Below are 23,637 nucleotides of genomic sequence, written 5' to 3' on the forward strand. Positions count from 1 at the left end.
ATAGGCTGACCTGCATGAAAGAATCTCGCGGTACAAAAACCGCGTTTGCCATAGCGGCCGGAATCGTTCGGCCAGTCATGAATCTAATGATCGGTCGAACGTGGCGGGACTTCGACAAGCTGCCCAGCGGCGGGTTCATCCTCTGCCCCAACCACGTGACCGAAATTGATCCCTTGGTTGTCGGCCATGCGATCTATAGCTCCAAGCGCTACCCGCGTTACCTGGCCAAGGAATCCCTGTTCAAGGTCCCTGTGCTCGGCACCCTCTTGCGTCGAACGGGACAGGTTCCCGTTGCCCGTACGTCCGCCGGGGCGTCCCAGTCGCTGAAAACCGCGCGGGAGGTCCTTGACGCCAACGGGGTCATCATTATTTACGCCGAGGGCACCTTGACCAGGGACCCGGACCTGTGGCCCATGCGCGGCCACACCGGTGCAGCCCGGTTGGCGCTGCAGACCGGAGCCCCGGTGATTCCCATGGCACACTGGGGAGCCCAGGACTTGTTTCCCCGCTATGCCAAGGGGATCAAGCTCTTTCCGCGCCGCCATGTGACGGTCATTGCCGGTGACCCCGTGGATCTCGATGACCTGCGGGATATCCCGTTGACGCGGACGGTTCTCACCGAGGCCACCGAACGCATCATGCGTGCCATCACCAATGACGTTGCCGTCCTGCGCGGAGAAAAGGCACCGGCGGTCTTGTGGGATCCGGCCAACCACGGCCAGGCAGCCCAGGGGCGCAATTTTGAGAACGGTTCGTCATCGAAGCAACCGAAGGAAAACGAATCATGAGGCCCGCTCCAAGGAAAATCGCGGTGATGGGTGCCGGAAGCTGGGGCACCACCTTTGCCAAGGTCCTGGCCGACTCCGGTGCCGAGGCCGGGACCGAGATCATGGTCTGGGCACGCCGCGACGAGGTGGCGGCAGAGATCAACACTCGCCACACCAACTCCCGCTACCTGCGCGAAACGGTGCTGCCCTCCAACATCACTTCATCGTCGAACACCGCCGAGGTCCTTTCGGGTGCCGAACTGGTGGTCCTGGCGGTGCCGGCCCAAAGCCTGCGCGAACAGCTGCATTCCTTCAAGGATTTCCTTGAACCAAACGCCGTCCTCATGTCCCTGATGAAGGGTCTTGAACGGGACACCGATGCCCGCATGAGCGAAGTGATAGCGGCCGAGGTCGAAATTTCCCCCGAACGCATTGCGGTGCTTTCCGGCCCCAACCTGGCCATGGAAATTGCCCGTAAGCAGCCCACCGCCTCCGTGGTCGCCAGTTCGGATCTTGACACGGCCACCTGGATCGCGTCGCTGTGCTCAACGGACTACTTCCGTCCCTACACCAATACGGACGTCATTGGCGTTGAAATCGGCGGTATCGCCAAGAACGTCATTGCCTTGGCCGTTGGCATCTGCGACGGCCTGGGCATGGGAGACAACACCAAGTCCTCGATCATCACCCGGGGCCTGGCCGAGACCACTCGTCTTGCCCTGGCCCTGGGCGGAAGCTATGAAACCCTTTCCGGCCTTGCCGGCCTTGGGGACCTCGTGGCCACCTGTTCCTCCTCGCTGTCCCGCAACAACACCGCGGGTCGCCTGCTGGGCCAGGGCCTGTATCTTGACGAGGTCAACGACCGCATGTCACAGACGGCCGAGGGCATCAAATCGGGACGGGCCGTTTTGGATTTGGCGACCCGCCACAATGTTGAAGTACCCATTACCGAGGCAGTTGTCATGGTTTTGGAAGGCACGCTGAGCGTGGAGAACATGGGAGCACGCCTGTTGGGGCGTCAATTAAAGTCTGAAGGTGAGCTCAAATGAGTCAAGTGAACGCACACAAGCCCCGGGTCATGCTGCTCTTTGGCGGCCGCTCCTCCGAGCACCCCGTCAGCTGCGTCACCGCTGCAGGCGTCCTCGAGGCCATTGATCGAGAGAAGTACGAGGTCGTCCCCGTGGGCATCACCCGCGACGGTGCCTGGACCCTGGTGGACCAGGACGTCACCACCTGGTCTCTGGCCAACAGCCAGAAACCCGAGGTGACCGCCGGTGCCGAGGTCCTACGCCTTACCGGTGAACCGGGAAGCCACGAACTGCTTGCCTCGAACGACAGCCACGCCGTTCGGAGCCTGGGCGACATCGACCTGGTGTTCCCGCTTCTGCATGGCCCCTTCGGCGAGGACGGCTCGTTGCAGGGAATGCTGGAAATGGTGGATGTCCCGTACGTGGGTTCCGGCATTGCCGCCAGCGCCATTGGCATGGACAAGCACTTCATGAAGGTGGTCTTCGAGGCCGCCGGATTCGAAGTGGGCCCCTACGTTGTCATTCCGGACAAGAACTGGGAACGAGACCAGGCAGCTTGCCTGAAATCGGTGGAAGGCCTTCAATACCCGCTATTCGTCAAGCCTGCCCGTGCCGGATCCTCCGTGGGCATTTCACGCGTGGACACCTCGGACGCGCTCCCGGCTGCCATCGAGGCCGCACGCATCCACGATCCCAAGGTGATCGTGGAACAGGGCATCGTTGGCCGCGAAATCGAATGCGGCGTCCTGGAGGGCCGCGGCTCGCTGCCGCCACGTGCTTCCATGCCCGGAGAAATCATTGTTGATGATGCCGGCCACACCTTCTATGACTTTGATGCCAAGTACGTGGACGGGGCAGCGGCCCAGCTCAGCTGCCCGGCAGCACTTGACTCCGAAGCCACGGATGAGGTGCGCCGACTGGCTGCCGAAGCCTTTGATGCAGTCAATGCCGAAGGACTCTCACGCGTTGACTTCTTCTACACACCCGATGGCAAATGGATCATCAACGAGATCAACACCATGCCCGGGTTCACGCCGTCAAGCATGTACCCGCACATGTGGTCCAAGACAGGGCTTGAGTATGCGGACCTCATCGATGAACTGATCCTCTTGGGACTCAGCCGTAAGACCGGACTGCGCTAGGAACGTCTCGCGCATCGAATGAGGGGTCCTTCACCGAGCTTTGGCTTGGCGAAGGACCCCTCATTCGTTTTCCGTAGCCGTGATTAGGGGACATCCACGGTCTTGCTCACCGTTGTACAACTCCGCTGCGACGGGATCTTGGATGCTGCGGAAGACAGTGTGGCCAGGACGGTGCTCGAAGGAATCACGTTGGGATCAAAGACCAACTCCGTGGCCGGGGTCCGGCCGTAAGTGGTCAGCGTCCAGGACTCTTCGCCCTCCTTCGCCAGCCAGTCAACACCGTTGACGCTGACGCATGGATCGGTGGACGGGGGCGGGGGCGTGACCCCGCAACGAAGCACCAACTGTGCAGGGTCTCCCCAGACGGCAGTGGCCTGGCTATTGGTCTGGCGCTTCTGCTGCTCCGAAATTTCCGGGGGAAGCACCACCATCATTTCGGCACACAAGGGATTGCCCGCATCATCGGCCGGCTGGACATTGGCGATCGGGGAGCAGCCCGAGAGGACTAACAAGCCCGCCAGGGATGCGGCGACCGTCGTGGCGAATTTCACGCGGCGCGCCTTGTGCGGGGGTACTTCCCTGATAAAGGACTGTGAGTTCAAGGAATCTGGGTTGGTAAAAATCAATCTTGGCACTTAAACAGCCTACCGGTCGTGGGACATGACTAGGATGTAAAGGAGTATTTGCTTGAGAGGCATAAATGACACATTTGAACGGGTCCTTTGAGGACACCGGGTACGAAAAGCCGAAGAAGAAAAGACGCACCGGCCTGGTGATACTTCTGGGTGCAGTGGGACTGGTCTTGATTGCGGCGATTGTGGCCGGAGGATACCTGTTCTCGCTGGCGCGCAGCTTCGACAGCGGGACCACCAAGCTCCCTGATGCATTTCCCGAGGAGACGCTGCGTCCGCAAAAGGCCGAGGCCGCCAAGGACGCAGTGAACATCCTGCTCCTGGGCAGCGACACCCGTGCCACGAACCAAGGCGACGAAGAATTTGCCGTGCTGCCGAATGGTGGCCGTTCGGACACGATGATGTTGGTGCACATTCCGGCCAATCGTGAAGGCGTGTACGTCACCTCGATCATGCGCGATACCTGGCTGGATATCCCCGGCCACGGCAAGGCAAAAATCAATGCTGCTTTTGCCTTCGGCGGAGTTGCGCTGACGGTGCAAACCCTCGAGGGGTTGCTGGACACGCGCATCGACCACGTCGCCTCCATTGACTTTGAGGGATTCAAGGGTCTGACGGACGCACTCGGCGGGGTGGAAATCAACAACCCCATAGCCTTTAAGCAGAATCTCACGAACGGGTTCGTCTTTCCCAAGGGCGTGCAAACCCTGGGCGGCGAAGAGGCCTTGGCCTTCGTTCGTGAACGTTACGCGTTCACGGACGGCGACTACCAGCGGGTCCGCAACCAGCAGCTTTTCGTCAAGGCCATCATGAGCACCCTGATGTCCAAGGAAACATTGACCGATCCGGGAAAGATTTCCGAGACCGTCAAGGAATTCGCTCCCTACGTCGCAGTTGACGAGACACTGGACGCCGTGAAGGTTGCAACCTTGGGGAGCTCGATGGCCAATGTCCGCTCCAGCGACATGACCTTCTTCACGCTTCCCAATAGCGGAACCGGACGCTCCGCAGATGGCCAATCCATCGTCATTCCTGACATGGCCGTGATTTCCGATTTCGCCGAGGCCTTGAAGCAGGACAAGGTGGGACAATTTGTAGAGGATAACGGTCTCTAAGGATCAAGTGATCACTCACACCATGAACCAAAAAATCCACGCCAATTCCAAGGCCATGTCAACGTGGCTCGACCGAATGGTCAAGAGCCTGGGAAACCATAGCGACCGCCTCAATGCGATCAATATCTTCCCGGTTGCTGACGGGGACACCGGCAGCAACCTCTACCTCACCGCACGCAGCGCCCACGACGCCATTTCCAAGCTGGAAACGGAAAACATCGGTGAGCTTCTCACCATGGCGTCTCGTGCTGCGATGGAATCGGCACGCGGAAACTCCGGTACGTTGCTTGCGGTGTTCATGGCAGGCCTGGCCGAACCACTGTGCGGCGTGGAGCGGATAACGGCACCGGTGTTGGCCACTGCCCTGGAACGCGGCAAGGTCAGGGCGTGGTCTGCGCTCAGCGACCCGGTGTCAGGGACAATGCTCTCGGTCATGGAGGTCGTTGCCAACACCGCCCGGGCAACGCACCGGGCCAGCGCCTTTGAACCGGAGAGCAAGGCCGCGCTCGTCGAGATGCTCGACGCCTTGTGCGCTGCAGCGAAGCAAGCCGTGGTTGCCACGGAGAACGAGCTCGGGTTATTGCACAAGGCCCATATTGTTGATGCCGGTGCGGTGGGCACGTTGATCATCCTTGACGAGCTTCGTGGCGCCCTCTTGGGACAGGTCATTGACCCCGACGAATACTCCAAACTTCATGGCTATGACGTCCAAGACCCGCATATCCACCAAAACGTTTCCAACGACACCGGTGTCGAAGTCATGTGCACCATCAGCCTGGATGCGTTGGGTGCAGCAACCTTGCGGGGACAATTGGACACCATTGGCGACTCCGTCATCATGAGCCCGGTCAACGCCATCGAAGACGGCTACCGGTGGCGTGTCCACGTACATGTGCCCGAGGCCGAAAGCGCCTTGAGCGTCATTCGAAGCATCGGCGCCCCGGTCAACGTTTCGGTGACCGACCTATGCACCCATGACGGCTAGCCCGGAATTCTCCAGCGATACGCCACTCGACACTGTCCTTGGCGCCGCTTCGGCACGCAAGGTGGAAACGGCGTTTGGATATTCCACGGTGGGCCAGCTGCTCTCGCACTTTCCCCGCCGCTACATGGAAATCGGGGAGCTCTCCAGGATTTCCGAGTTGCCAGTCGGGGAGGACGTCACGATCGTTGCCGAAGTGATGTCGGTGAACCAGCGGCGGATGCATTCACGCTCGGGGTTCCTGCTTGAGGTGGTTGTCAGCGACTCACTTGGTCCCGAGCAGTCGACGCTTCGGATGACCTTCTTCAATGGCTATGAAGCGAAGAAGGACCTGCAGGTGGGGTCCACCGCCATGTTCAGCGGCAAGGTCACCATCTACCGCAACCACATGGAACTGACCCACCCGGAGTATTCACTGCTCGACACTGCGGAGGAAGCCGATCCGCGGCCCATTCCCATATATCCGGCCACCGCAAAGTTTCCCAACAAGAAGATTCGGGAAGTCATGGAACGCGCCTTGGCAGGCGTAGGGGCCCCGGGATTCCAGGAATTCATTCCGGAATCAGTCCTGAAATCCCAACGTATTCCGGGCAGGGTCCTGGCCTATGAAAATATTCATAGACCTCAAACCGTTGCCCAAGGCTATGCGGCAAGAAAACGTTTTGCCTTCGAAGAGGCCTTTCTGCTTCAGCTCGCGCTGGCTCAGCGGCGGGTCCACCGCATGCAACAACCCGCCATTGCCCGTCACGGCACCGGCGACGGACTCTTGGCGGCATTCGACAAAACCCTTCCGTTCACCCTCACCGACGGCCAAGTGTTGGCCGGCATGGAAATCTCCGAGGACCTGGTGCGCGGCCATCCGATGAACCGCCTGCTGCAAGGCGAGGTCGGTTCGGGCAAGACCCTCGTGGCATTGCGCGCCATGCTGCAGGTCATTGACTCGGGAGGGCAAACGGCACTGCTGGCACCCACCGAGGTGTTGGCCCAACAGCACTACCAGTCAATCAAGAAGCTCCTCGGCTCACTGGGGGCAGGTGGCGAACTTGGATCCGACCCGCGCGCCACCCGCGTTGATTTATTGACAGGCTCCGCGGGGGCTTCGGGGCGCAAGCGTGTGCTTCTGGGTGCGGCTTCCGGGGAGACAGGCATCCTGGTGGGGACACACTCCCTTCTTTCCGACATGGTCACCTTCGTGGATCTCGGACTGGTGGTGGTGGACGAGCAGCATCGCTTTGGCGTCGAACAGCGCGATGCCTTGCGGTCCAAGGCCGACACCCCGCCACACATGCTCGTCATGACAGCGACCCCTATTCCACGTACCGTGGCTATGACCGTCTTTGGCGATCTGGAAGTAAGCCTCATGAGAACGCTGCCTCCAGGGCGTGCCCCTATTGCAACGCATCTGGTTCCCCTTCAGCTTCCCGCGATGCAGCAGCGGCTCTTTGCCCGGATAGCCGAGGAAGCGGCGAGGGGACACCAGGTTTATGTCGTGTGCCCCCGCATCAGCGAAAAGACGGTCGAAGACGACTTCCTGCCCATGCCCCTCGCACCCGACCCCCATGCAGCAGGCAACGACGGCGCGGCCAAGCCCGCAACGATGACCGTTGAAAAGATGATGGAATTGCTAGAGTCAATGGACATCTTCGCCAACACGGAGATCCGAGCCTTGCACGGACGTATGCCCAGCGAGGAAAAGGCGGAGGCCATGAGGGCCTTCGACAGCGGACGAGCCTCCATCCTTGTCTCAACCACGGTGATCGAAGTTGGTGTTGACGTACCCAACGCCACACTGATGGTGATCATTGATGCCGAAAACTTCGGAATATCCCAGTTGCACCAGTTGCGTGGACGCATTGGGCGTGGTGGGTTGCCCGGTACCTGCCTGATGGCCACCTGGCTGGATGCGGAGCACCCTTCCGTGACGCGGCTGCGAGCAGTGGAATCCACCACCGATGGATTCCTGCTGGCTGAATCGGATCTCAACGAACGCCGGGAAGGCGACATCCTGGGGGCGAGCCAATCCGGTTCCCGCTCCACGCTGAAGGTCTTGCGCGTGATGAAGGATGCCAAACTCATTGCCCGGGCCAGGGAAGCGGCCGAAAACATTGTTGATGGCGTAGACGGACTGGCGTCGTATCCCGGGCTGCAAGCGGCCGTTGAAGAATGGGTAGACGAAGACATGCAAGCATTCCTGGAAAGGGGATAGATCCACAATGAGTCGCATCGTTGCCGGCGCCGCCGGAGGCATTCCACTCAAGAGCGTTCCTGGGGACTCCACTCGGCCGACCACCGACCGGGTCAAGGAAGCCTTGTTCTCGAGACTCGAAAGCTATGACGTGCTTGCCAACGCACGGGTCCTTGACCTGTATGCAGGCGCCGGTTCGCTGGGCCTGGAAGCGGCGAGTCGCGGAGCGCGCTCGGTGCTGTTGGTGGAACTTGCCCCCAAGGCCGTCTCGGTGTGCCAGATCAATGCAGGCCTCGTCAACAAGGCGCTGCGCAACGAACTGGTCAGCGTCCGCCGTGGCTCGGTGGATTCAGTCCTTGATTCATTCGCCCCGGTCACAGGCGGCAGCGCCGGAAGGACCTGGGACGTGGTTTTCATGGATCCGCCCTATCCGCTGACGGAAGAGGAATTGGCCAAAACCCTGGAAAAGGTTGCGCTGGTCCTCGAGGTTGGGGCGACTGTTGTTGTCGAACGATCCTCGCGCTCCGCCGAACCCACGTGGCCGGACGGGTTGGAGAAGTTTGCCGACAAGAAATACGGCGAAACCCGCCTATGGTTTGCCGAACCCGTCCAGCTCGGAGCCGAATAGCACCGTTCCCGGGTGCGGGCCGGCGGCCCGCAATCGATCCACCATGGCCACGTCGAGCCGTGATTGGGTGCCAGCCAGAATCATGTTTCCCGGGTATTTTCGGGAAAATATTTCGGTGGGAGCACTGGCAATGACAGTGGCAAAGACTTCAGTCATCGCCTCGATTTGGCTGTCCGCAAAGGCAAACGGTGGATCATCACCGACGTTGACCAAGATGAGACCGTCGGGTCGCAAGAGGGCGTTCATTTCCGCGTAAAATTCGGGGACTGTCAAGTGCTCAGGTGCACCGGAGCCACTAAAGATATCCAGGACAATGATGTCGAACTGCTCGGTGGCCAATTCATGGGTCAGCACGTTTCTCGCATCCCCAATAATCGTCCTGAGGTTCCTGGCATCTCCCATGGGCAGTGCGTCGAGGACAAAGTCGAGCAATTCCCTCTCAAGGTCTACGGCTACCTGAACGCTCCCGGGTCGCTTGTGCTCGATATAGCGTGCCAAGGTCAATGCCCCGGCTCCCAGATGGAGGACCCGCAGCGGCTTTCCGGCCTCCCCGTGTTCGTCCACATGGTTGGCAAGTCGCCGAAGATACTCGTAGAAGATTTCCTCAGGGTGATCCACGTTCACATGTGATTGCTCGGCGCCTCCCAGTGCCAGGACCCAGGCGCCGGAAACAAAGGCGTCTTCCTCCAAGGTGGCGTGGGCCCCGAGGTTGCTCAGCCAACGGCTGGCCCGTTTCACCACGATCAGCCACCCACTTTGGCGGACAGGCGGGACAGGCGGTTGGCTGCTTCCGTGAGCAGCTCCGGCTTCTTGCAAAAAGCAAAGCGCATCAAGCTTCGTGTTCTTTCGGCTCCCTCGGCGTGGCAGAAGACAGACAACGGAATGCCGGCGACGCCTATCAATTCAGGCATCCGGCGGGCCAGATCCAAGGCATTGTCAAAACCAAGGGGGGCAACGTCGGCAACGATGAAGTAGGTGCCCCGCGGCCGGTAGACCGTCATGCCGGCAGCCTCAAGACCCTTGGCCAGCACCTCGCTACGTTTGCCAAGATCCTTGGCAAAGCCGGTGAAGAAGCCGGTCTCGGAACCCAAAGCCGCCGCGACCGCGGGCTGGAAGGCCGTGCCGGAGGAGTAACTCAGGAACTGCTTGACTGTACGTACGGCCGCCACGAGGTTGGCCGGCCCGGTGGCCCAGCCGACCTTCCAGCCAGTAAACGAAAAGGTCTTGCCCACCGAGGAAATCGTGATGGTGCGCTCCCACGCTCCAGGCAGCGTGGCAATGGGTATGTGGGCAACGCCGAAGGTCAGGTGTTCATAGACCTCGTCGGAGACGACGAGGCAGCCATGCTCGGTCGCTAACGCAACGATTTCAGCAAGCGCTTCTTTGCCAAAGGTTGTGCCCGTCGGGTTGTGGGGATTGTTGAGCACAATCATGCGCGTGCGCTCGTTGAATGCAGCGCGCAGGTCGTTGATATCCGGCTGGAAATCCGGCGCGTTCAGGGTCACGGTTTTGTGGACGCCGCCGGCCAATCCGATGGTTGCCCCATAGGAGTCGTAGAACGGTTCGAAGGTAATGACCTCGTCTCCGGGCCCAACGAATGCGAGTATGGCCGCAGCGATGGCTTCGGTGGCACCCGTAGTGACAACCACTTCGTTTTCCGGATTTACGTCTAGCCCGTAGAAACGCTTCTGGTGATCCGCGATTGCCTTGCGCAGGGGAAGGATTCCTGAACCCGGGGCGTATTGGTTTAGGTCCCCGGATATTCCTTGGGCAGCCATGTCCTTATATACCTTTGGACCATCGGTATCCGGGAACCCCTGCCCCAAATTGATGGCCTGGTGCTTCACTGCGAGGGTGGTGATTTCTTCAAAGATGGTGACCCCGAGATCACCGTTGGGGGAAAGCAAATTGGCGCCGGCAGCCATGCGCTGCCAAGGAAAATCGAATGTGGACATGGTCCATTATCTCGCGGGCCAGTTATTCGTGGGTTAGCGGGCCGAAATACGACACGTTGAGTCATCAACCCGAACGGAGCCCTCGAGCCCGAAGTCGAGTTGGTAGATTTCAGGGTATGCGTCGAGCCGTCTGCCCAGGGTCCTTTGACCCCATCCATAATGGTCATGTTGAGATCATTGCCCGTGCCAGCAACCTTTTTGATGAAGTCATCGTGGCGGTGTCAACGAATTATGCCAAGAAGTATCGCTTCGAACCAGACGAACGTCTGGAAATGGTGCGGGAAACCATCGGGGGACTGAGGGGAGTCAGTGTCGAACCCATGGGCGACGGCCTGCTTGCCGACTTCTGCAAGTTGCATGGTGCCGACGCCATCGTCAAGGGCCTGCGTTCCACGGTCGACTACCAATACGAAACCCCGATGGCTGTGATGAACCGTCACCTGACCGGCGTGGAAACCGTATTCCTTGCGGCCGACAACCGCTATATGCACCTGTCATCTTCCTTGCTGAAGGAAGTCCAGTCACTCGGCGGCGATGTTGCGGATTACCTGCCGCGGACGGTCCTTAAGAGACTGCGAAGTGCCTCGCAGGAGTCGTAATCGGGTTCGAGGTTTGTGCATTCCATGACGTAAAGTCGAGCCATGACTCAAAGTAGGCGTGTAATTAAGGCCGTTATCCCTGCGGCAGGTTTGGGAACTAGATTCTTGCCGGCGACCAAGGCCATGCCCAAGGAAATGCTGCCGGTTGTCGACCAACCGGCCATCCAGTACGTTGTGGCCGAAGCCGCGAGGGCCGGGCTCACCGATGTCCTCATGATTACGGGCCGCAGCAAGCGCGCGCTTGAAGACCACTTCGACCGGGTTCCTTCAATGGAGGCCACGCTCGAGGCCAAGGGTGACACCGAAAAGCTACGCCGGGTCCAGGAAGCCACCGATCTTGGTGAAATACATTACATTCGGCAGCGCGATCCCAAGGGTCTGGGCCACGCGGTCCTCTGCGCGAAACAGCACGTTGGTAACGAGGCGTTCGCCGTTTTACTTGGTGACGATCTTATTGACGAACGCGATGAACTGCTCTCGATCATGATTGACGTACAAGAAAAGACCGGCGGATCCGTCATAGCCGTGATGGAAGTTGAACCCGAGCAGATCAGTGCCTATGGTTGTGCAGATGTCTCGGCTGTTGATGGTGAGAGCTACGTCAAGGTCAACGGGTTGGTGGAAAAGCCGGCAGTGGAGGATGCACCCTCGAATTTGGCAGTCATTGGCCGTTATGTCCTGCACCCTCGGGTCTTCGAGGTGCTCGAAGAAACCAAGCCGGGACGAGGAAACGAAATTCAGCTGACCGACGCCCTCGAAACGCTGGCCGCGGCCGATGGCCCGGGCAGTGGAGTCCACGCCGTTGTTTTCCGCGGGCGTCGCTATGACACCGGTGACAAGCTGAGTTACATCCAGGCCGTTATTTCCTTGGCGTGCGAACGTGAGGACCTGGGCCCGGACCTCCTGCCGTGGCTGAAGGAATTCGTCGCAGGGCGCTAGAATTTCTGTAATCGGCAAGGCTAACCCAGCATCCTCACAGGGTCGCTAGTTAGCCTTGCCTGAGTTTGTTCGAAAGTTGTCGACCGAAACTTTGCCTCGCGTCGTCCGAGACTTCTCGTTCTGGTCTTATGGAGACGTTGATTGAGTAATAAAAAGGAATTCCCAGGCGAATACGTACCTCGTCGCCTCGCTCGGCCCAAGAAACGTAGGGGCCTCTTCGTGCTGCTAAGCACGATTGCGGTCGTCCTCGTGGCAGCGGTGGTTGCCAGTACGTATGTAGCTAATCTGGCCGAGACGTTCAATTCGAAGACCCGAGTCATCGGCGAAGCCTTTCCGGACGAGCAGGACCGTCCGGTCAAGAACCCTGACGACGGATCCCTGAACTTCTTGTTGTTAGGCGTTGACCACGGCGCGGATGGCACCGAGACCTCGGACTTGCTTCAGGCCGGCGGAACCGACCAGCGGTCCGACTCGATGATGCTGATGCATATCCCGGAGGACCGGAAGGGCGTCTACGTGATGTCAATCATGCGCGACCTCTACACGGACATTCCTGGATATGGCAGCCACAAGATCAACTCGGCGATGGCACTGGGCGGTGTACCCCTGGTCGTTCAGACCGTTGAAGGGATGCTCGATACCAAGATCGACCATGTAGCGATGGTTGACTTTGAAGGATTCAAGGACCTGACCACGGCACTGGGTGGCGTTACCGTGAACAACGACATTGAGTTCGACTCGACCGACAGCAAGAAGCATCACTACCCGGTTGGCGACATAGTTCTCGAAGGCAACAAGGCATTGAGGTTTGTCCGCGAACGTAAGCCGTTCGTTGATGGCGACTATCAGCGCGTGCGTAACCAGCAGAAGTTCATCAAGGCGGTAATGGACGAGCTGCTGTCCAAGGACACACTGACCAATCCGGCGACGGTCTTTGAAGTCATTGACAAGGTCTCGCCATATCTGGCTCTCGACGACGGGTTGGATGCTGCCACCGCTGCGGGGATTGGTCTTCAGTTGAAGGACCTGCGCTCGTCCGGGATCAAGATGTTCACGTTGCCGACGGCAGGTATCGGGACCTCGCCCGACGGGCAGTCCATTGTTGAGCGGGATGAACAAGCGCTTGTCGACATCGGCAAGGCGCTTCGCACCGACACCTTCAAGACCTACTTGAACAGTGCAGATTTGAGCCAGTGACAATTGATACATAGATCACACATTGCCCTGTCGTCGGATGCAAACCGGCCAGCGGCATGCGTATCTACTAGACTTCATTAGGTTCGTCAGCGACAGCGGGCGAGTAAACCGTGATCAACGAGGTAACGAGAATTATGACAGCTGCCGAATATGCGGCGCAGTACGGCCTGAATAGGGTTGGTGCTCGTCCGGACCTGGTGAGCTATCTGAAACAGGCGTGGGCCAGACGTGACTTCGCGTTTGAACTTGCCAGAAGCCGACTGCAGGCGACCAACCAGCGTAACCGCCTGGGCATGCTTTGGGTTGTCATCAAGCCGACCATGAACGCCCTGATGTACGGGTTCATCTTCGGGATCCTTCAAGGTGGGAACAAACCGGCAGATTTTCCTGTCTACGTGGTGATCGGTGTGTTCCTATTCGAGTTCTTCACCGGCTCCCTGACTTCGGGTGCAAAGGCGATTACCGGAAGCGCCTCGTTAGTGCAGTCCCTATCTTTCCCGCGTATTACGTTGCCGATCTCAGCCGTAATGCAACAGTTCCTGACGCTGGTCCCGATGCTTGGGGTCATGTTTATTTACTGCATGATTTTGGGGACCACCCCAAAATGGAGCTGGCTCCTGATGATTCCGCTGCTGGTCCTATTCACGATGTTCAATACCGGTATGGCACTGATTTGCGCGCGACTCACGGTTCACATACGCGACTTCACGCAGATTCTGCCGTTGATCACCAGAATCCTGTTTTACACCTCGGGAGTGCTTTTTGGGGTCGACCGCATCTTGAATGCATTCCCTGCGCTGGTCCTTATGTTTGATTTCCATCCGATCTACCAGGCCCTGCAAATTGCCCGTGGTTCCATCATGAACGGTGTGGAGTATCCACCGTTCTATTGGATCGTCTTATCTGTCTGGGCTGTAGCAGCCTTGGTTGGCGGCACCATCTATTTCTGGGCTGCGGAGGAGCGTTATGGTCGAGTTGACTAATTTTGATGATCTGATCAACCCACGCTTGCATGGCAAGTTCGAACCCAAGCCTGTGTACGATGTGGTGCCCGAAGCCCCACCGGCCAGCGCGGCGGTTGCGGTGGACGAGGCGCGTACGCCGGTTGTCATCGTCGATAACCTCCATGTCAAGTACCAGGTCTATTCGAGTGGCAAGTCAGTTGGCGCCGCGGGGGCTAAACGCCTGCTGCAGTCATCGACTCGCGGCATCCGGGAAGTCCACGCGGTCAAGGGCGTGTCCTTCGTTGCCTATGAGAACGAGTCGATCGGCGTGATCGGTTCGAACGGTTCAGGCAAGTCGACGCTCATGCGCACGATTACGGGCCTTACCAGCCCGGCGGAGGGTTCCGTCTATGCCTCGTCACGCCCGAATATGTTGGGCGTCGGCGCGGCGCTGATTCCGGATCTTTCCGGTGACAAGAACATCATGCTTGGTGGTCTGGCACTTGGGTACGACCGCCAGGAAATCAACGAGATGCGCGAAGACATCACCAAGTTCGCTGAACTCGAGGAGTTCATTGACCTTCCCATGCGTACCTACAGCTCCGGCATGTCTGCCCGATTGAAGTTCGCCATCGCTGCCTCCAAACAGCACGACATCCTGATCGTCGATGAAGCCTTGGCCGTCGGCGACGCCCGTTTCCGCAAGCGCAGTGAGGCCAAGATCCGCGAGATCCGGGAAAACGCCGGCACGATCTTCTTGGTTTCCCACTCGATGGGATCGATCCTTGATACCTGCAACCGGGTGATCTGGATTGAAAAGGGCGTCCTGATGATGGACGGGGACGCCAAGACCGTCGTCAATGCCTATAAGGCCAAAAAGAAGTGACTGCTGCGCAGGCCTTGGGCGTTTCCTATGTCATGCCCGTTCTCAACGAGGCCGGGTACCTCCGCGATGCGGTGGCCAGTGTTCTTGGCCAGGACTACGCCGGGGACAAGGAAATTGTCCTGGCCCTGGGCCCCAGCATCGACTCCACGGATGAAGTGGCCGCGGAGCTGGCAGCCGAGGATCACCGCGTCAAGTTGGTACACAATCCGCAGGGGCGCACGCCCATCGGGTTGAACCTCGCCATCAAGGCCTCGCAATACCCAATCGTGGTGCGCGTGGATGCCCACAGCGAATTGGCCCCCACCTACACGGCGCGCGGCGTGGACACCATGTTCCGCGTTGGTGCCCACGATGTCGGCGGGCTCATGGATGCGCGGGGCAAGAATCCGCTTCAGCGTGCGATTGCCGCTGCCTACCATTCCCCTTGGGGACTCGGTGGCGCCGCCTATCACAGCGGTGCGCCGGAGGGCCCGGCCGAATCGGCCTACCTGGGCATTTTCCGCCGTGAGGTTTTCGACGAGGTCGGATACTACGACGAGTCGCTGCACCGCGCCCAGGACTGGGAACTCTGCCTGCGCATCCGCCAGGCCGGGCACAAGGTCTGGTTCGACCCCGAACTCCAGACCGCCTACTACCCCCGCGATACCTACAAGGACCTTGCCGCGCAGTCATATGCCTCCGGCGTGTGGCGGGGCGAGTTGTCGCGCCGCTATCCGGACGGAAAATCGATCCGCCACGACCTGCCGCCGCTCATGGTTGTCGGGACCACCTTGGGTGCCGTTGCCTGGTTGATCGATCCGTGGCTTACCTCGGAGGCACCCGGTGCCGTGCGCTTGGTCTTGAACCTGTTGAAGCTTGCACCGGTGGGATACGCCGGACTGGTGGTCTTTGCGACATTGACGGGCAAGCGCACCACCTTGAAGGAGAAACTTTTGATGCTCGGAGTTTTCCCGTCCATCCACTTCCCGTGGGCCATTGGCTTCGTCAAGGGACGTGTGCGTGGCGCCCAGGGCACCTTGGACAGGGGGCGGGTACGTTCATGAACAATGAAACCATCCGCCCCAGCAACCCGACGCTCGAGCAGCTGCGCGCGGTGTGCCAGCCCCCGGAGGTCAGGGCCCGGCGCAACGCCGAGCACTGGACCGCGGAGCTCTACCTGCGCCACATCTCCATCTACCTGACCGCCGTCCTGGTGCGCACACGCATCAGCGCCAACGGCGTCACCGGACTCATGATCCTGGCGGGCTGGCTCATGTCGGCCGCCCTGCTGATCCCGGGTGTGTGGGGACCGTTGCTGGCAGTGGTCTTGTCCCAGGTGCAGCTCTACTTTGACTGCAGCGACGGGGAAGTGGCGCGCTGGCGAGGCACCCAGTCGCCGCGCGGCATCTTCATCGACATGGTGGGGCACCACACCACCGAGGCCTTGATCCCCATTGCCGTGGGTTACCGCGTCTTCGCCGAGTTGCAGACCCAGGGAGCCGACGCCGCCCAGGCATGGCCCACGCTTTTCATCGCCGCCGTTCTTTCGGTGCTGCTGGTGTTGAACCGCTCGCAGAGCCTCATGGTCCACGCCGCCCGCAGCATGGCGGGCCTGGGCAAGCTTCCCGACACCGCGGAGGCCCGTGCTGTGTCGCAGACCAGCCTGGTCGGGAAACTGCGCTCCGCCGCCCGCTTCCTGCCCTTCCACAAGATGCTCCATGCCGTGGAGCTCAGCCTCCTCATCCTGGCGCTGTCGATTGTCTCCGCCATCGTGGGCGTTCCGGGCATTGCCGAAAAGTGGATGCTCTGGATCCTGTTGCCTGCCGTGTTCCTTGTCAACATCGGGCATTTTGTCTCCACCATGGCCTCATCGCGGTTGCGGTGATCCCTTGACCAATCCAGAAGGCAATCTTCCCTCGGTCGGTGTCGTGGTCCTGACCATGGGCAATCGTCCCCAGGAACTGAACCGCGCCTTGAAGAGCCTCCTGGGCCAACAAGAGGTCGAACTGGACGTGGTCGTCGTGGGCAACGGCTGGGATCCGGTCGGGCTTCCCGCAGGCGTGCGTGGCCACTATCTGGAACACAACCTTGGCATCCCGGCCGGCCGCAATGCGGGCGTCCCCTTGGCCAAGGGGGAGTACCTGTGTTTCCTGGATGACGATTCATGGTTCCTGGACTCGGACTTCCTCGAAGAGGCAATATCCAGGTTCGAAAGCCATCCACGGATGGGACTTCTCCAGCCGCGGATCACCGACCCGGCAAGCGACGACGACCCCACTCGATGGATCCCGCGACTGAACAAGCGCACGGCCGGAGAATCTAGCCGCGTCTTCCACGTGGGCGAAACCTGCCTGTTGATGCCCCGACACATCTTCGACGAGACCGGCGGCTGGGCCGGCGGTTTCTGGTACGCCCATGAGGGAATTGAGCTTGCCTGGCGCGTCTGGGACACCGGGCATCACGTCTGGTATGCCGGTGACATGAGGATCGGCCACCCGGTGGTCGACCAACGGCGGCACGAGGAGTTCTACCGACTCAATGCCCGCAACCGCGTATGGCTGGCCAAGCGCAACCTGCGCTGGCCCTTTAGCTGGATCTACGTGTCCAGCTGGGCCTTGGTGGAAGCCATGCGCCTGCGCAAGAACCCCAACGCGGTGCGGCAGTACTTCAGCGGCTGGCTCTCCGGCTGGCGGGAAAGCCCCTGGTACTCGACGCCGCGGCGAAAACTTAAGTGGTCCACCCACCTGCGAATGATGCTGGCCGGCAGACCACCCGTAATCTAAGATCTTCGATCCCTGCGTCACCACGCGCAGCAAAGCAGTAAATGGAGTTGAACATGGCAAAAACAGTCCTGACTTATGGCACGTTTGATCTTTTTCACATTGGGCACTTGAACATCCTCAAGCGCCTCAAGGAAAAAGGCGACCGATTGATAGTCGGCGTATCAACCGACGAATTCAATGCCATCAAGGGCAAGAAGCCGATTGTTCCCTTCGAGCAACGCATCGAAATCGTCAGGGCGATCAAGTACGTCGATGAAGCCATCCCGGAAGACAACTGGGCGCAGAAGCGCCTGGACATTGCCAAGTATGGTGTCAATGTCTTCGGCATTGGCGAGGACTGGAAAGGCAAGTTCGACGACCTTGGCGACGAGGTCGAGGTCGTCTACCTTCCGCGCACCTCGGGCATCTCCACCACGGAATTGAAGCGGGTGCTCAGCGCCTTCGACGAACGCCACGTCGCCAAGCTGAAGGACACCCTCGATAGCCTGAGCCAGATCGTCAAGGAACTGAGCTAGGGGATTTTCGCCTTCGCGCCATGAGCTCGGTGTTTCCGGGCTTATTTGACGTGCCACGAGCGCGACCGACGCAGGTCCCCCATCCCGTACCCGCCGGCGATCTCTGAGGGTGGACGCTGGCCATCCGCGTGGCCGCCACCCGGAATCCCGGCACGGTCGAGACAGCCCACCGTGTCCCTGCGGAAGCCAGACCAAGTGATCCCGAGACCCGGGCACGATGAAGCGCAGCTTTGTCGTGCGGCGAATCGGCCGTCCACTCCAAGAACCGCGGCCATGGCCGCGCAACAGAGCAAGGAATCAAAATTAGGCAACGAGAGATCATGAGCAACTCGATTACGCGAACACAATTCAGGCTCGACATCCAAGGCCTGCGCGCCATTGCCGTTGGACTCGTGGTCATCTACCACCTGCTGCCGCAGAGCATCACCGGCGGCTTCGTGGGTGTGGACGTATTCTTCGTAATCTCCGGCTACCTGATCACCTCCCACCTGATCAAGCATCCACCCCGCAGGCCCAAGGAGTTCGGGACCTTCTGGCTGCGCCGCATCAAGCGGCTCATTCCGGCATCAATGCTGGTGCTGTTCACTACCGTCATCGCGGTTCGGGTTCTGACACCGGAATCGTTTTGGCGGGACAACACGTTCCAGGCGATTGCCTCTGCGTTCTACTCGCAGAACTGGTTCCTGTTGGCCACCAGCGTGGACTATTTGGCGGAGGACAACGCGCCCACGGCCGTCCAGCATTATTGGTCGCTGGCGGTCGAGGAACAGTTCTACCTCGTATGGCCTCTGTGCATCGCCGCCCTCTGGTGGTTTGCGGTCAGGAAGAAGCTCATACCCAAGAGATTCGTGCTTGTTGGTGTTTCGCTGATTGTCGCTCTTTCCTGTGCCTATTCGATCTACCTGACCTCCGTTGATCCCGGGGTTGCCTACTTCTCCACCTTCACCCGGGCCTGGGAACTTGCCCTGGGCGCCGTGGTGGCGCTGGTCCCCGCCCCGCGGCAGCGTTTCAGTTCCTCGCCGGCCGGTGCCGCTATTGCCTGGGTCGGCCTTGCCGGGATCATTGGCGCCGGCATCGCTTACGACTCGGCCACGCCGTTCCCCGGCTACCAGGCGGCCCTGCCGGTTGTGGGGACGGCGCTGGTGATCTGGGCTGCGGCGAGCTCTCGATTCTCGCCAACCGCATTGCTCGCCTCGAGGCCCTTCCAGTTCTTGGGGGCCCACTCCTACTCGATCTACCTGTGGCACTGGCCGATCCTCGTCCTTCTGCCGTTCGTATCCGACACCCTGGGCGCATTCGACCTTGTGGCCGTGGCCCTGGCAACCATCCTGCTGTCGATGCTCACCAAGAAGTATGTCGAGGACGCATTCCGCAAGACGCTTGATGTCTCGACCATGGTGACGCCGCTGCGGTTCCTTGTGGTCGCCACGGCCTCCGTCGCGCTGGTCGCAGCGGGTGTCGCAGGAGAAGCCCAAAAGCGGGAGGAGACCTCATCGGTTTCCCTTAAGGCCGCGCTCAACGGCGGAGTTCCCTGCTTCGGCGCGGCGGCGCTCTCGGACCTAAGTGGCGATTGCCAATACGAGGCGAACCAGGAGCTCATCCTGTCCCCGGCGCTTGCGAAAACCGACAAGTCTGCCGCCTATGTCGATGGATGCTGGTCCAATGCACCGTTCGAGAAGAAGCCAACTTGCACCTACGGCACCGGCAAGACTCAGGTGGCGTTGGTAGGCAACTCGCACGCGGGGCATTGGCTTCCGGCACTGGAAAAGATGGCTGCGGAAAAGGACTGGACCATCACCACCTTCCTGGTGTCGCGGTGCAATCCGACCGCCGCCGCGCTGAAGTTCGACGCCGAAGACAAATCACAGGGCTGCGCCGACTATGGCAAATGGGTCCTGGACCAGACAGCCCAGGGCCAGTTCGATCTCATCGTTACCTCCGAGCGGCAATCGGTTCCGGTCGTTGGGCATTCTTTTGCAACGACCGAGGGCCCGGCCCGCGGTGGATACGAGAATTACCTGGGTCAATGGACCGCCTCCGATACACCGATCGTGGTCATCCGCGACACGCCGTACCCCGGCGCAACGCTGCAGAACATTCCTGATTGCGTTGCCACGGCAACGGACGCCAATGCAGAGTGTTCGGGTAGTACCGACAGATGGGAGTGGATGGATCCCTTGGCGGATGAGGCAAGACAGGGCGAGTACGACGACGTCGCGGTCATCGACCCCACTCGGTATTTCTGCCAGGACGGCACCTGCCCCGCGGTGATCGGAGGGGTCGTCGTATACTTCGACGCATCCCATATCACCGCTACCTATGCCAAGACCCTGGCTCCGTTCCTGGAAAAGGATTTCGACAAGGCTTTGGAGAAGATTACCTAGCAGGATCCCTGCTGGGTCGCCCTTGACCGGGCGTGGGGGAGTAGACCGCGTCGTTCGGGCGTCGGCGGCCTCCGGCCGGGGACTAGGCTCGTTCGGCGGCGCCGGTGACGGCGATCGCAGCGGCGATGAACCGCTCCGTGGCCCGGCCCAATGCCGGATCGCCAAACGCATTGCTGCGCAGCGAGCGTTGCTGCTCGGATGGGATGGCCATAGCCAGGCTCGCGACGGTGCTGAGGAATTCCCGTCCGTGTTCCTCGAGCAGCAGCGCGCCGGCCTGTTCCAGGGACAGCGATTGCTCAGGAGCCAGCTCGTGGATCATCGGGGTGTCAGTGCTGTGCAGCAGCAGCAGCGGCTTGTCCAGTCCGATGGCATCCATTGCCATGGCCGAGATGTCGCACACCACGACGTCCGCGTCCATGATGCTTCGTGATGAATCGCCCGACACCTCGACACGGTGCCCGGCGCCCTGATCCTTAGTGGCGGCTTCGAGGGCCTTTTCAATGCGGGCAAGTTCCTGCCGCGCGGTTACCGACCAGCTGCCCGTCTTGGGGTGTGGCCGAAACACCAGGGTGAAGCGATCATCGGCCAGCAATGCCTCGACAAGCCTGGCCCCGACCGAGGTGATGGACGTGTAGGCCATGTTCTTCCCGTCGCCCTCCCACGTCGGTGCGTACAGGACCCTGATGCGCGGGGCGGGATGCGGTTCCACGGGCCCAGCCGCCGCGACGTCGAGCTGTGGCCTGCCGATCTCGACAAGTTTGGCCGGATCAAAGCGGGGGATGCTCTCCAGGATTCGGGTCCGGGCCGCTTGGCCGGCAATGAAGGCAAAATCATAGGCCTTGAGCTGGTTGGAGACCATCGACGATTTTTCGCTCTCGCCGTGGCTCAGGTGCACATGCGCCGGACCGCTGATGCGCAGCATGGTGAAATTGGCCTGTGAGTTGTTCACGTAGAAAACACCGGACGTCCCCCAGACTGCCAGGGTGGCCTCGATGCGCTCCATGGAACGCGAAAGAAGAATCGGCAGGCCGGTCCGCTGGGCCACGAGGCGGGCGGTGAGTGCATTCATGACCACCAGGCATACGCCGTGCCCGCTGCGCTGAAGGGCCTCGAAGGGGGCGATCCATTGTTCCAGCTGGTAGCTTTGGCCGGGCCCGTCGGCGAAGAAGATCACGAAATCAACGGCCTCGGTGGGTCCGGGAGCGTTGTTCCGAAGAGCGTTGGCGACCCTTTTCTCCACAGCCATGGCATGGAGTTTCGTGGACATGAGTTGGGACTGTCGCAACAGGACATCGAAGGTGGTCACCAGACCATCCTATGTGCGCCCCGGGGAGCGCTGGCGTCCGGATGTCGGAACTCCCCGGCGAAAATGAATAGACTGGTTGGGCGCCAAACGTACCTGCGCACGTTGAAAGCGATACCTTGAAGGATGTGCCTATGAGTCTTGAGTCCGGTTGGAAAGGCCGCGTTGGTGCCATGGTTCCGCCCGGCTACTGGCGACGGGCCATCGAACTCATTGACAACAAGACTCCGGCTTCGGCTTCTTCGATTGCCGACCTCAGGCGGTTGCAGGCCATTGCCTTCGAAGGAAGCGTGGTGGGGTCCGCATATCAAATCCAATGGCAAGGTGACACTGCGCGGGTCCACGTAGATGAGCGTGAAGCACCAAAGCTGTATTCCGGGTTGAAGGCCCAGGGCTTTGCCCTCGTGCCGATCGCCAAGGATGCACTGGTGCCCGGGGCAGTGTCCGGCTGGAGTTGCGCGACAAAGGCCCAGACAGGTCGCCGCAACGACCTCGTCGAAGCAATCGGGGTGCGCCTGCTGGTGGTCCCCGATGGCAAGGCGCCGGCCGTGCGGAACGTCCTCGAGATTTCCGAGCCCATAGACCTCGTCTATACGTGGGTGGACGGTGCCGACGAAGCCTGGCAAAAGCGTCGAAGCGAAACCCAGGCGCAGATGTCAGGCGAGCTTCTGCCAACCGCCGACGACCAGGCCAGGTACGCCTCGCATGACGAACTGCGCTATTCGCTGCGGTCTGCCGAAGCGTTCCTTCCCTGGGTCAACCACATCTATGTGGTGACGGCGGGACAGCGCCCCGAATGGCTCAACGTGGCCAATCCGAGGATCTCGCTGATTGACCACAGGGAGATCTTTGAGGACCAAGACGGGCTCCCGACCTTCAACTCCCATGCCATAGAGTCCCAACTTCACCGGATCCCCAACCTGGCCGAACGCTTCCTGTACGTCAATGACGACGTCTTCTTTGGCCGGTTGCTGGGACAGCAGGTTTTCTACACACCGACGGGCTACCCAAAGTTCGCGCTCTCCGAGGGGCGATTCGATCTCGAAGAAACCCAGAACCTGCCGGTGAACATCGCTGCCCTGAACAACAACCGGCTGTTGGAAGCAGCGTTTGGAAAATCAGCGGCCCACAAGTTCAAGCACGTGGCCCATGCCCAACTCAAATCAACGTTGAGGACCATCGCGCTGCAGCATCCGGTGGAAACCGGACAGACCGCCAGGGCAAGGTTTCGAAGCGAGACTGACCTGTCCATTCCCTCGGCACTTGCGCATTACTACGGCTGTGCACTGGGCATGGCGTTCCCCGGTGAGATTGACTACCGATACGTCGATCTCGCCTCCGAGGATGTGCACCTCAAACTGGCCAGGCTGTTCCTGCAGAAGCGTCCCCAGATGTTCTGCCTCAATGAAGTCAGTGTCAACCAGCATCAACACGTTGATCGCACCTCGACGGTCCAGGAGTTCCTGCAGCATGTGTTCCCCTGGCCTTCATCCTTTGAATCGGTCGCCGGGCAACATGCCGAAGGCCGGGCCGAATGACAGAGCCTTCCAGGATCGCATGGCCGCCAACTGACGCACGGCACGCATAACCGGCTCCTGTTGGCAGCGAAGTACGTGGACGGTTGCAGAGCACCGTGATCCCCGCCCCAGAGAATTTTCCAGATTGAAAGGTTGC

The 23,637-nt window shown here is 60.2% G+C and carries 22 protein-coding genes; 18 read left to right on the forward strand and 4 right to left on the reverse strand.

What is annotated here, in order from left to right; translation table 11 throughout:
* The first annotated feature begins 14 nt into the window (after positions 1-14).
* From ACLQ7E_RS09560 to ACLQ7E_RS09570, 3 genes are read left to right on the forward strand one after another with little or no spacing between them, the layout of a single operon-like run.
* Positions 15-788: a lysophospholipid acyltransferase family protein gene (locus ACLQ7E_RS09560; RefSeq protein WP_411732349.1), complete on the forward strand. Its 774-nt coding sequence runs from the start codon at positions 15-17 to the stop codon at positions 786-788.
* Positions 785-1,816: an NAD(P)H-dependent glycerol-3-phosphate dehydrogenase gene (locus ACLQ7E_RS09565; RefSeq protein ID WP_411732350.1), complete on the forward strand. Its 1,032-nt coding sequence runs from the start codon at positions 785-787 to the stop codon at positions 1,814-1,816. The genes ACLQ7E_RS09560 and ACLQ7E_RS09565 overlap by 4 nt, the downstream gene beginning before the upstream one ends.
* On the forward strand, positions 1,813-2,937 hold the full coding sequence (locus ACLQ7E_RS09570; protein ID WP_411732351.1) for a D-alanine--D-alanine ligase family protein: 1,125 nt from the start codon (positions 1,813-1,815) through the stop codon (positions 2,935-2,937). Before ACLQ7E_RS09565 ends, ACLQ7E_RS09570 begins: the two co-directional genes overlap by 4 nt.
* An 83-nt stretch (positions 2,938-3,020) precedes the next feature.
* Here the strand turns inward: ACLQ7E_RS09570 and ACLQ7E_RS09575 are convergent, their stop codons facing one another.
* Positions 3,021-3,488, reverse strand: coding sequence for a DUF3515 family protein (locus ACLQ7E_RS09575; protein WP_411732352.1), 468 nt, complete (start codon positions 3,486-3,488; stop codon positions 3,021-3,023).
* Positions 3,489-3,637: 149 nt separating this feature from the next.
* Here ACLQ7E_RS09575 and ACLQ7E_RS09580 point away from each other — a divergent pair, with 149 nt between their 5' ends.
* Genes ACLQ7E_RS09580 through rsmD form a run of 4 tightly spaced genes read left to right on the forward strand, consistent with a single transcriptional unit; the run spans position 3,638 to position 8,479 of the window.
* Positions 3,638-4,684 carry an LCP family protein gene (locus ACLQ7E_RS09580; protein WP_411732353.1) on the forward strand — a complete coding sequence of 349 codons (1,047 nt, stop codon included), beginning with the start codon at positions 3,638-3,640 and terminating at the stop codon, positions 4,682-4,684.
* Between the two features lie 7 nt (positions 4,685-4,691).
* Positions 4,692-5,669: a DAK2 domain-containing protein gene (locus ACLQ7E_RS09585; RefSeq protein WP_411732354.1), complete on the forward strand. Its 978-nt coding sequence runs from the start codon at positions 4,692-4,694 to the stop codon at positions 5,667-5,669.
* Positions 5,659-7,872, forward strand: coding sequence for an ATP-dependent DNA helicase RecG (locus ACLQ7E_RS09590; protein WP_411732355.1), 2,214 nt, complete (start codon positions 5,659-5,661; stop codon positions 7,870-7,872). The genes ACLQ7E_RS09585 and ACLQ7E_RS09590 overlap by 11 nt, the downstream gene beginning before the upstream one ends.
* A 7-nt stretch (positions 7,873-7,879) precedes the next feature.
* Positions 7,880-8,479 (forward strand): 16S rRNA (guanine(966)-N(2))-methyltransferase RsmD, encoded by a 600-nt coding sequence (gene rsmD / locus ACLQ7E_RS09595; RefSeq protein ID WP_411732356.1) that lies wholly within the window; start codon positions 7,880-7,882, stop codon positions 8,477-8,479.
* On the opposite strand, the gene ACLQ7E_RS09600 is transcribed toward rsmD, so the two are convergent.
* Positions 8,441-9,217 carry a spermidine synthase gene (locus ACLQ7E_RS09600; protein ID WP_411732357.1) on the reverse strand — a complete coding sequence of 259 codons (777 nt, stop codon included), beginning with the start codon at positions 9,215-9,217 and terminating at the stop codon, positions 8,441-8,443. The two genes, rsmD and ACLQ7E_RS09600, sit on opposite strands and share 39 nt — an antisense overlap.
* A 5-nt stretch (positions 9,218-9,222) precedes the next feature.
* Positions 9,223-10,434, reverse strand: coding sequence for an aminotransferase class I/II-fold pyridoxal phosphate-dependent enzyme (locus tag ACLQ7E_RS09605; RefSeq protein WP_411732358.1), 1,212 nt, complete (start codon positions 10,432-10,434; stop codon positions 9,223-9,225).
* 116 nt (positions 10,435-10,550) lie between these two features.
* On the opposite strand from ACLQ7E_RS09605, the gene coaD reads away from it, so the two are divergent.
* The 10 genes from coaD to ACLQ7E_RS09655 all read left to right on the forward strand — a co-directional run bounded on the left by coaD (position 10,551) and on the right by ACLQ7E_RS09655 (position 20,660).
* A complete protein-coding gene (coaD, locus tag ACLQ7E_RS09610) occupies positions 10,551-11,033 on the forward strand; it encodes a pantetheine-phosphate adenylyltransferase (protein ID WP_411732359.1) in 483 nt (160 codons plus the stop codon).
* A 42-nt stretch (positions 11,034-11,075) separates the two neighbouring features.
* Positions 11,076-11,972, forward strand: coding sequence for a UTP--glucose-1-phosphate uridylyltransferase GalU (galU, locus tag ACLQ7E_RS09615; RefSeq protein ID WP_411732360.1), 897 nt, complete (start codon positions 11,076-11,078; stop codon positions 11,970-11,972).
* Between the two features lie 141 nt (positions 11,973-12,113).
* Complete coding sequence (locus tag ACLQ7E_RS09620; RefSeq protein WP_411732361.1) at positions 12,114-13,169, forward strand: LCP family protein; 1,056 nt, start codon at positions 12,114-12,116, stop codon at positions 13,167-13,169.
* 134 nt (positions 13,170-13,303) lie between these two features.
* Positions 13,304-14,152, forward strand: coding sequence for an ABC transporter permease (locus ACLQ7E_RS09625; protein ID WP_411732362.1), 849 nt, complete (start codon positions 13,304-13,306; stop codon positions 14,150-14,152).
* A complete protein-coding gene (locus ACLQ7E_RS09630) occupies positions 14,136-14,999 on the forward strand; it encodes an ABC transporter ATP-binding protein (RefSeq protein ID WP_411732363.1) in 864 nt (287 codons plus the stop codon). The genes ACLQ7E_RS09625 and ACLQ7E_RS09630 overlap by 17 nt, the downstream gene beginning before the upstream one ends.
* Positions 14,996-16,042 carry a glycosyltransferase family 2 protein gene (locus tag ACLQ7E_RS09635; protein WP_411732364.1) on the forward strand — a complete coding sequence of 349 codons (1,047 nt, stop codon included), beginning with the start codon at positions 14,996-14,998 and terminating at the stop codon, positions 16,040-16,042. Before ACLQ7E_RS09630 ends, ACLQ7E_RS09635 begins: the two co-directional genes overlap by 4 nt.
* Positions 16,039-16,863 carry a CDP-alcohol phosphatidyltransferase family protein gene (locus ACLQ7E_RS09640; RefSeq protein WP_411732365.1) on the forward strand — a complete coding sequence of 275 codons (825 nt, stop codon included), beginning with the start codon at positions 16,039-16,041 and terminating at the stop codon, positions 16,861-16,863. Before ACLQ7E_RS09635 ends, ACLQ7E_RS09640 begins: the two co-directional genes overlap by 4 nt.
* Positions 16,864-16,918: 55 nt before the next feature.
* Entirely contained in the window at positions 16,919-17,761 is an 843-nt protein-coding gene (locus ACLQ7E_RS09645; protein WP_411732462.1) for a glycosyltransferase family 2 protein, read from the forward strand.
* 53 nt (positions 17,762-17,814) lie between these two features.
* The gene (locus tag ACLQ7E_RS09650; RefSeq protein ID WP_411732366.1) at positions 17,815-18,276 is read left to right on the forward strand and encodes an adenylyltransferase/cytidyltransferase family protein; all 462 of its coding nucleotides are present in this window, start codon (positions 17,815-17,817) and stop codon (positions 18,274-18,276) included.
* A gap of 320 nt (positions 18,277-18,596) precedes the next feature.
* Positions 18,597-20,660, forward strand: a complete 2,064-nt coding sequence (locus ACLQ7E_RS09655; RefSeq protein ID WP_411732367.1) for an acyltransferase family protein — start codon at positions 18,597-18,599, stop codon at positions 20,658-20,660.
* An 82-nt stretch (positions 20,661-20,742) separates the two neighbouring features.
* Here the strand turns inward: ACLQ7E_RS09655 and ACLQ7E_RS09660 are convergent, their stop codons facing one another.
* On the reverse strand, positions 20,743-21,966 hold the full coding sequence (locus ACLQ7E_RS09660) for a CDP-glycerol glycerophosphotransferase family protein (RefSeq protein ID WP_411732368.1): 1,224 nt from the start codon (positions 21,964-21,966) through the stop codon (positions 20,743-20,745).
* A gap of 131 nt (positions 21,967-22,097) precedes the next feature.
* On the opposite strand from ACLQ7E_RS09660, the gene ACLQ7E_RS09665 reads away from it, so the two are divergent.
* Positions 22,098-23,501, forward strand: a complete 1,404-nt coding sequence (locus tag ACLQ7E_RS09665) for a stealth conserved region 3 domain-containing protein (RefSeq protein ID WP_411732369.1) — start codon at positions 22,098-22,100, stop codon at positions 23,499-23,501.
* Positions 23,502-23,637 lie beyond the last annotated feature (136 nt).

It is taken from the genome of Paeniglutamicibacter sp., assembly GCF_046714615.1.
GTDB lineage: Bacteria > Actinomycetota > Actinomycetes > Actinomycetales > Micrococcaceae > Paeniglutamicibacter.